General features: G+C 76.1%; 8 protein-coding genes. 5 read left to right on the top strand and 3 right to left on the bottom strand.

Translation table 11 applies throughout. The features are described from left to right. The first annotated feature begins 86 nt into the window (after positions 1–86). The 3 genes from PV350_RS22590 (at position 87) to PV350_RS22600 (ending at position 3,658) form a co-directional block, all read left to right on the top strand. Positions 87–2,012 (top strand): DUF5107 domain-containing protein, encoded by a 1,926-nt coding sequence (locus PV350_RS22590; RefSeq protein ID WP_500335676.1) that lies wholly within the window; start codon positions 87–89, stop codon positions 2,010–2,012. 73 nt (positions 2,013–2,085) lie between these two features. Beyond that, positions 2,086–3,156, top strand: a complete 1,071-nt coding sequence (locus PV350_RS22595) for an RNA ligase (ATP) (RefSeq protein WP_500335678.1) — start codon at positions 2,086–2,088, stop codon at positions 3,154–3,156. 88 nt (positions 3,157–3,244) lie between these two features. Further along, positions 3,245–3,658 (top strand): SseB family protein, encoded by a 414-nt coding sequence (locus PV350_RS22600; RefSeq protein ID WP_500335679.1) that lies wholly within the window; start codon positions 3,245–3,247, stop codon positions 3,656–3,658. A gap of 78 nt (positions 3,659–3,736) precedes the next feature. Here the strand turns inward: PV350_RS22600 and PV350_RS22605 are convergent, their stop codons facing one another. Beyond that, positions 3,737–5,119 carry a bifunctional phosphatase PAP2/diacylglycerol kinase family protein gene (locus tag PV350_RS22605; protein WP_500335686.1) on the bottom strand — a complete coding sequence of 461 codons (1,383 nt, stop codon included), beginning with the start codon at positions 5,117–5,119 and terminating at the stop codon, positions 3,737–3,739. A gap of 109 nt (positions 5,120–5,228) precedes the next feature. After that, positions 5,229–5,609 (bottom strand): DUF2795 domain-containing protein, encoded by a 381-nt coding sequence (locus PV350_RS22610; RefSeq protein WP_499514844.1) that lies wholly within the window; start codon positions 5,607–5,609, stop codon positions 5,229–5,231. A gap of 152 nt (positions 5,610–5,761) precedes the next feature. Here PV350_RS22610 and PV350_RS22615 point away from each other — a divergent pair, with 152 nt between their 5' ends. Continuing rightward, complete coding sequence (locus PV350_RS22615; protein ID WP_499514845.1) at positions 5,762–6,022, top strand: DUF6158 family protein; 261 nt, start codon at positions 5,762–5,764, stop codon at positions 6,020–6,022. A gap of 89 nt (positions 6,023–6,111) precedes the next feature. Here the strand turns inward: PV350_RS22615 and PV350_RS22620 are convergent, their stop codons facing one another. Next, positions 6,112–6,273, bottom strand: coding sequence for a hydrophobic protein (locus PV350_RS22620; RefSeq protein ID WP_500335682.1), 162 nt, complete (start codon positions 6,271–6,273; stop codon positions 6,112–6,114). A 167-nt stretch (positions 6,274–6,440) separates the two neighbouring features. On the opposite strand from PV350_RS22620, the gene PV350_RS22625 reads away from it, so the two are divergent. Continuing rightward, positions 6,441–7,610: an aminotransferase class I/II-fold pyridoxal phosphate-dependent enzyme gene (locus tag PV350_RS22625; protein ID WP_500335684.1), complete on the top strand. Its 1,170-nt coding sequence runs from the start codon at positions 6,441–6,443 to the stop codon at positions 7,608–7,610. Positions 7,611–7,666 lie beyond the last annotated feature (56 nt).

A 7,666-nucleotide genomic window follows, 5' to 3' on the forward strand; every position in this document is an offset into this window, starting at 1 on the left:
TCCGTGAGGTCCAAACCCCTGACGGCGCAGGCCGAAAGGGGGTTCCATGTCCTCACCCGACCACCGGTGACAGAGAGAGGGACCTCTTGGCCACCACCGTGCGACGCACCACCCTCACCCTCCCGGCCAGCCCGCTCGGCCCGGAGAACCCCCTGCCCGCGCTCCGCGCGTCCGGGGACCCGCACGTCCTCGACCCCGCCGAGAGCGCCGCGCTCCCGCCCGGCATGGCCCGGCGCATCGCCTACGGGCAACTGCGCACCCTGCTCCCCGTACCGCGTCTCGACGGCTACACCCGCGAACGCGTGCCCACCGCGCTCGACGCGGTCGTCCTGGAGAACGACCGGCTGCGCGCCACCGTCCTGCCCGGTCTCGGCGGCCGCCTGTACGCGCTGCACCACAAGCCCACGGGCCGTGAACTGCTGCACGCCGACCCCGTCCTGCAGTACGCCGACTTTGGCCTCGCCGGCGCCTGGTTCTCCGGCGGCGTCGAATGGAACCCCGGCGCCACCGGGCACACCACGCTCAGCTGTGCCCCGCTCCACGCCGCCCGCGTCCCCGCCCCCGACGGCGGCGAGATGCTCCGCCTCTGGGAGTGGGAGCGGCTGCGCGACCTGCCGTTCCAGATCGACCTGTGGCTCCCCGAGGGCTCCGACTTCCTCTACGCGGGGGTACGCGTCCGCAATCCTCACCACCGGACCGTTCCCCTCTACTGGTGGTCCAACACCGCCGTACCCCAGACACCTGGCACCCGCGTCGTCGCACCCGCCACCCACGCCTGGCACTTCGGCGCCTCCCGCACCCTCCAGCGGGTGCCCGCCCCCGAGGCGCACACCGCCTCCGAGCACCCCGCGGACTGGTTCTACGACCTGCCCGACGGCACCCGCCCCTGGATCGCCGCCCTCGACACCGACGGCCGCGGCCTCGTGCAGACCTCCACCGACGCCCTCGGCGGCCGCAAGCTCTTCGTCTGGGGCCGGGGCCCCGGCGGACGCCGCTGGCAACGCTGGCTCGCCGGGGACGAGGGCGACGCCCCGGGCTACCTGGAGATCCAGGCCGGACTCGCCCCCACCCAGCTGGAACACCTCCCCCTGGCCCCGGGTGCCGCCGTGAGCTGGCTGGAGGCCTACGGCCCGCTGGAGACCGCTCCCGGCGCCGGCTCCCGCGCCGTGGCGGAACGGCTGGAGGCGGTCCTGCCGCGCGAACACCTGCGCGCCGCCCACGAGGCGTGGCTGCCCGCCGCGGACACCGAGCCCAAGGACGTCCTCGCCACCGGCTCCGGCTGGGGTGCGCTGGAGGTCACCCGCGGCCGCTTCGACCTGCCCGGCACGCCCTTCGCCGCCGACACCATGGACGCGCGGCAGAAGCCCTGGCTGGAACTCCTGCTCGCCGGGGTCTTCCCACGGCTCGGCGAGGACTTGGTCCCCGGCCCCGCGCTCGTCTCCCCGGAGTGGCGGGAACTGCTGGAGACCGCGGCCACCTACGAGGGCAACGGCTGGGCCCTGGACTACCACTTGGGCCTCGCCCAGTGGCACGCCGGTGACCGCGCCCAGGCCGTGCTCAGCTGGGAGCGGGCCGCCGCGGGGTCGGGTTCGTGCCTGCCGCTGCACTGCCTGGCCGTCGCCGACCAGACCGACGGCAATCCGGAGCGCGCCGCCCAGCGCCACCTCGACGCCTTCCGGGCCGTCCCCGGGGGTGACGCCTGGGCCGCCGCCGCGGGCGCCCTGGCCCGCGAGGCGGTACCGGCCCTCCTGGCCGCCCGCCGCCCCGGCGACGCCGCCGCCGTGCTGGAAGCCCTGCCCGGCGCCCTCCGCGCCCGGGGCCGTTTCCGGCTGCTGCACGCCCAAGTCCTGCTCGCCGCGGGCGACATCGCGGCCGCGCGGGCCGTCTTCGACGAGGGCTTCACCGTCGACGACCTCAGGGAGGGGGAGGAGTCGCTGCACACCACCTGGCAGGCCCTCACCGACGAACCGCTGCCCCGGGCGTACGACTTCCGCATGGCACCGGCACCCTGAAAAACCGTTCGCCCGCGACGCGCGGCACCCCGCACAGTGGTGCGATCCACGCACCACCACGAGGGGGAACCCGATGTCGACGCTGCGCGTCACGGCCGAACGGCTCACCGTCCACGACCACCCGAACGCGGACGCCCTGGAACTCGCCCAGGTCGGCCTCTACCGGGCGGTCGTGGCCAAGGGCGCCTACCGGACCGGCGACTTCGCGCTGTACATCCCCGAGCAGTCCGTGCTGCCTTCCGCGCTCATCGACGAGCTCGGCCTGACCGGACGGCTCGCCGGCCCCGCGGCCGACCGCGTCAAGGCGGTGCGGCTGCGCGGCGAGCTGTCCCAGGGCATCGTCTGCCGCCCGGCCGCGCTCGAGGGCACGGACCTGGCGCGGGCCGCCGGCGACGCCACCGACTTCGCGGAGCTGCTCGGCATCACCAAGTGGGTGCCGCCGGTCCCGGTGTCGATGAGCGGCGACGTGGAGTCCGCGCCGGACCTGCTGCCGTGGATCGACATCGAGAACGTCAAGCGCCACCCCGGGGTGTTCGGCGCGGGCGAGCCGGTCGCGATCACCGAGAAGCTCCACGGAACGGCCTGCTGCCTGACCTACCTCGCCGACCCGGGACGCGTGCTGGTCACCTCCAAGGGGCTGGGCGCCCAGCGCCTCGCCCTGAAGGAGGCCGACGGCAACCTCTACTGGCGCGCCGTCCGCGGACACGGCCTGCCCGAGGTCGCCGCGGCCCTCGCCGGCCGGCTCGGCGCCACCCGCGTGGCGATCTTCGGCGAGGTCTACGGCGCCGGTGTCCAGGACCTCGGCTACGGCGCCGACGCGGGCCGCGACACGCCCGGCTACGCGGCCTTCGACGTCGCCGCCGAGATCGACGGGGCGGTCCGCTGGTTCGACCCCGCCGAGGTACTCCCGGCCGGGAGCGTGCCGCTGGTGCCCACGCTCTACCGGGGCCCGTACGACCTCGACGTCGTCCTGGAGCTCGCGCGGGGCGCCGAGACCGTCTCCGGCCGCGCCCTGCACCTGCGCGAGGGCGTCGTGGTCCGGGCGGCCCCCGACCGGCACAGCCCCGAGCTCGGCGGACGCGCCGTCCTCAAGGCGGTCAGCGACGCCTACCTCACCCGCAAGGGCGGCACCGAGTACGAGTGACACCCGCGGAGCACGCATGACCGTTCCCCCGCTGGGTACGCGCAGCCCCCGAGCCACCCCGTACGCAAGCAACGGAAAGGGAACGGCCATGACCGATTTCACCACTCCTAACGGTGCGCAGCCCCCGGCACAGCGTGCCCTGCACGAGATCGCCACCGGCGGTGACAACGCGGCCGCGCTCAGCACCCTGGCCGCCAGCGACATCCTGCTGCCGGTGCCGGGGGCGCCGGAGGAGTCCGCGGGGGACGGGGCGGAGCAGGAGACGATCAGCCTGCCGGTCTTCGAGCAGGAGGACGGGACGAAGCTGGTCCCGGTCTTCACCTCGGAGGTGCGCCTGGCGCACGCCCTGCCGCACGCGCGGGGGTACCGCATCCTGCCCCTCGCGGCGCTGAGCAGCGGCTGGCCGTCGGACGAGCTCACACTCGCGATAGACGCGGGGTCGCCGGACACGCTCACCATCAAGGGCGAGGGCGTCCGTGCGCTGGCGGGCCTGTCGGGCTGACCGACGGCCGTCCGGCCACCCGCGCGTGCCACGCGGGCCGCGCCCCCGGGGAGCGCGGCCCGCGTCGTGCTGCCCGGGTCAGAGCGGCCGGTAGACGGTCAGGGCCTCGTTGGCCTTGTCGATGACCAGGTCGCGCGGTGCGGGCGCCACCTCGCCGTCGAAGGCCAGGCGGACGCCGGGGTCCACGCCGCCGATCCGCAGCCGCCGCAGCAGGGCCGTGGTGGAGCCGGTGAGGGCGGCCGCGAGCAGACGGGTGCGGGCGTAGGGGCTGCCGGGGACGATGCGGACGTCGAGCTGTCCGTCGGACAGGGCACGGCGGCGCAGCGGCGCCGGGCCGATGCTGCGGTAGGCGCCGTTGCCGGCGAAGAGCATCCACACCGAGTGCCGCCGTCCGTTGATCTCCAGGTCGATCGGGGCGGAGGTGCGCAGCACGTGCACCGCGGCCAGCACCCCCGCGGGCCAGCTGCCCACGCGCCGCGACCAGCGTTCGCGGTAGCGGACCAGGTCGGGGTAGACGCCGATGCTGAAGGTGTTGAGGAAGACCGTGGACCGCGCGGACCCGTCCTCCCCGCCCGCGGCGTCGCCGGTCGGGGAGACCCGCGCGACGTCGACGGCGATCGCGGTGCCCTCCCGGGCCGCCCGTGCGGCGTCCTCGATGCTCTCGATCGACAGGTCCAGCGCGAAGTGGTTGTACGTGCCGCCGGGGGAGACGAGCAACGGCACACCGTGCCGCAGCGCGACCGACGCGGCGAGGCTGACGCTGCCGTCCCCGCCGTGGATGCCGAGCGCGCCGCCGGCCTCCGCGGCCTGCTGGGCGGCCTTCTCCAGCATCTCGGCGAGGTCGTCGTCCTCGGAGCACTCCTCGACCACGGCCTCGGGCAGCGCGCCACGCAGCCGCTCGGCCCGGGGGGTGGGGGGCACCGCCAGCTGCCGCCCGGTGGGGACCAGGCCGCGTACGGCCAGGGCCGCGCCCGCGCCGAGGGCCATCCCGGCGGCGACGTCGCTGGGGTAGTGCACGCCGGTGTAGATCCGGGAGAACGCCACCGACCAGGCGACCGGCAGCACCACGGCGCCCCAGCGGGGCGATTCCAGGGCGACGCCCGCGGCGAACGCGGCGGCCGACGCGGCGTGGCCGGACGGGAAGGACGTGGTGCCGGGCTGCCGCGACAGCCGGCGGATCACCGGCACGGCGTCGAGGACCGGGCGGTTGCGGCGCACCGCGCCCTTGCCGACGGTGTTGACCACCGCCGACGCCACCGCCAGCGAGGCGGCGCCGCGGAGGGCGGCGCGCCGGCCGGTGCGGCCGCCGACGGCCGCGATGCCGGCCGCGACCCCGAACCACAGCAGCCCGTGGTTGGCGGCCCTGCTGAGCCGCGGCAGCACCGGCTCGGCGGCGGGCCACGAACGGGTCGCCACGTTCAGGAACAGCTCCTTGTCCCATGCGCTCAGGATCCGGCGCACAACGGCTACCTCCACGATCGATCGATTCCCGGGCGGTGCGGTCGGTGGGCGCGGGGCGCGCGGGGCCGGTGGACCGGCCCCGCGGCCCGCGTCGCGGTCGTGCGGCCCGTCAGGCCTCCGGGCGCATGCCCAGCGTCCGTACGACTTCCTGGACGTTGGCGTACCGCCGGTTGTCGCCGGGGAGTCCGTCCACCAGGTCGGTCAGGGGGTCCGGCGCGTGCCGGTCGCGCAGGGCCCGCAGCAGGTCGCCGCGCCGGGCGGGGAACGGCTCCCGGGTCAGATGCCGGCCGAGCTCGAACCGCACCGCCGTGCCCTCGGGGGCACCCGCCCAGGCCGGCCCGGTGCCGACCTCGGGGTCGTCGTCGGCGGCGGGTTCGGGGTCGTGCCACTCCTCGACGCGGGTGGAGTGCCCGGAGCGCAGCAGCTCGCGCAGCTCGTGCTTCATCTCGTCGTCACGGTGGACGCTCAGACGGTCGCTTCCTCGTTGCACGGTGGCTCCTTTCCTCAGGGGTCAGGTCTCTCCATCGTCTACCCGGACCAGGGATCCGATGCCTGTTGAATGCCCACAGAAGCGGATGAATCCCCGCACCGGGGGTACCAAACGGGCGAGGTGACAGGAGGCGAAAGGAAGGTGCGCGACCCATGAGCCGCTACCCCGGCGGGGTCGACCCCGCAGACCTGGACGAACGACAACTGGTGCAGGAACTGGAGTCGGTCCACCGGACCCGCCACGAGACGCTGCTGTACGGCTCCGGGGCGGCCCTCGACGCCCACAACTCGCGGATGGCGGCCCTGGAGGGCGAGTACCTGCGCCGTCATCCCCAGCGGATGGTCTCCGCCGGCCGTACGCGGGCCGGGGCGAGGGCCCGGAGCCTGCGCATGCCGGTCCAGGCGCAGCAATAGCGGACCGGGGGAGGAGCCCTCGCGGATCCGGGGCGCGCGGCCCCCCGACGGCCGCCGCACGCCTCTCCTGCCGCTCGCGGTCGCGTCCACTACCACCGGTGCCGGCGCGAGCCGCCGGAACCGCTCCGTGCCACGAATCCGAGCAGCCACAGCACCAGGACGACCAGGGCGGCCCACCACAGGACGTCGACCGCGAAAGCCGCGCTGAACAGGACGAGGGCCAGCAGCAGGACGACGAGCAGCGGGACCATGGGAACACCTCCTGGGTTCCGGTTGCCCTGGATTCCCGGTGGCACGCAGCGGGATTCGCGCGCCCCGGCGGCGGGAGCGCGGAGCGCGTGCGAGGGTGGCGGCGGGGGCCGGGCCGTGGGCCCGGTCGCCGGATCCCGCCGGTCACCCGATCCCACCGGAGGTACGGATGCAGCGGACCTCACCGCCGGCCCCTGCCGGGCGCCTCGCGCGGGCCGGTCTGCGCCCCGACCCGGGGTTGCCGGTGCCGCGGTACTGGGCGGAGCGGCTGTCCGCGGGCATGCCGGGCGGTGCCGTGCCGGAGCCGTCCGGGGGCGGTGAGGCGGTGCGCGCGGCCGCCGCGGGGCACTGGGAGCGCCGTGGGCTCGCCACGACCGCGGCCGACACCGTCGCCGCGCCGGGCGCGGAGCCCCTGCTGCTGGCGCTGCTCGCCGCGGTGGACGGCGACGTCGTGCTCGCCAGGCCCGCCGCCGCCTGGCAGGCGCCGCTGGTGCGGACCCTGGGCCGGCGCGCCACGACCGTGCAGACCCCCGCGGTGGGCGGCGGCGCACCCGACCCCTTCGCCCTGCTGGAAGCGGTACGCCGGGCCCGCGCGGAGGGCAGCGACCCGCGGGTGCTGCTCATGTCGGCCGCCGACGACCCCAGCGGGACGGTGACGCCCCCCGAACTGCTGCACGAGGTGTGCGAGGCGGCCGAGCAGTGCGGGCTCCTGCTGGTCTCCGACGAGACGTACGCCGACACGGTGCACCATCCGCACGAGACCGTGCTGCTCACCCCCGCCGAGATGCTGCCCGGCCGGACGATCGTCGTCGTGGACCTGTGCGCCGCCCTGGCCCCGCCGTCCTGGCCCGTGGCGATCGCCCGCTTCCCGGCCACCGCCGAGGGCGCGCGCCTGCGCGCCGCCGTGGCGGACCGCTGCGCCGGGCTGCGAGCGGTGCTTGCGGAGCCGGTGGCCGCCACGGCCGCCCACGCGCTCGCCGAGGGCGCCGACGTCCGGGCCCATCTCGCCGCCGCCACCCGCCTGCACGCCGCCCTCGGCGCCGCCTCGTACGTGGCGGTCACCCGCGCGGGCGCCCTGTGCCGTCCGCCCGAAGCGGGCTTCCACCTCTACGCCGACCTCGGCCCCCTGCGGCACGCCCTGGCGGCCGCCGGCGTCACGGACGCGCCCACCCTGGAGACCGCCCTGTCCGCCCGCCTCGGCCGCCCCGTCCCCGGCGGCCACCGCTTCGGCGACGACCCGTCCGCCCTCCACGTCCGCATCGACACCGGCCCCCTCCACGGCACCGACGACCCCCAGCGCCGCCGTTCATCTGTCTCGTCGGCCTGGCCGGCATCCTGATCGGCTCCTCCGTGCCGGAGTGGCTCGCGTGAGGTCCCTGCTCTCGCGGTGCCTCA

Origin of the sequence: Streptomyces sp. PA03-6a, from assembly GCF_033792765.1 — a bacterium.
Lineage (GTDB): Bacteria > Actinomycetota > Actinomycetes > Streptomycetales > Streptomycetaceae > Actinacidiphila.

Excerpts from the sequence above, each read along its gene's own strand:
- PV350_RS22595 (WP_500335678.1), top strand. The coding sequence starts at position 2,086 with ATGTCGACGCTGCGCGTCACGGCCGAACGGCTCACCGTCCACGACCAC.
- PV350_RS22600 (WP_500335679.1), top strand. The coding sequence starts at position 3,245 with ATGACCGATTTCACCACTCCTAACGGTGCGCAGCCCCCGGCACAGCGT.
- PV350_RS22615 (WP_499514845.1), top strand. The coding sequence starts at position 5,762 with ATGAGCCGCTACCCCGGCGGGGTCGACCCCGCAGACCTGGACGAACGA.
- PV350_RS22620 (WP_500335682.1), bottom strand. The coding sequence starts at position 6,273 with ATGGTCCCGCTGCTCGTCGTCCTGCTGCTGGCCCTCGTCCTGTTCAGC.
- PV350_RS22625 (WP_500335684.1), top strand. The coding sequence starts at position 6,441 with ATGCAGCGGACCTCACCGCCGGCCCCTGCCGGGCGCCTCGCGCGGGCC.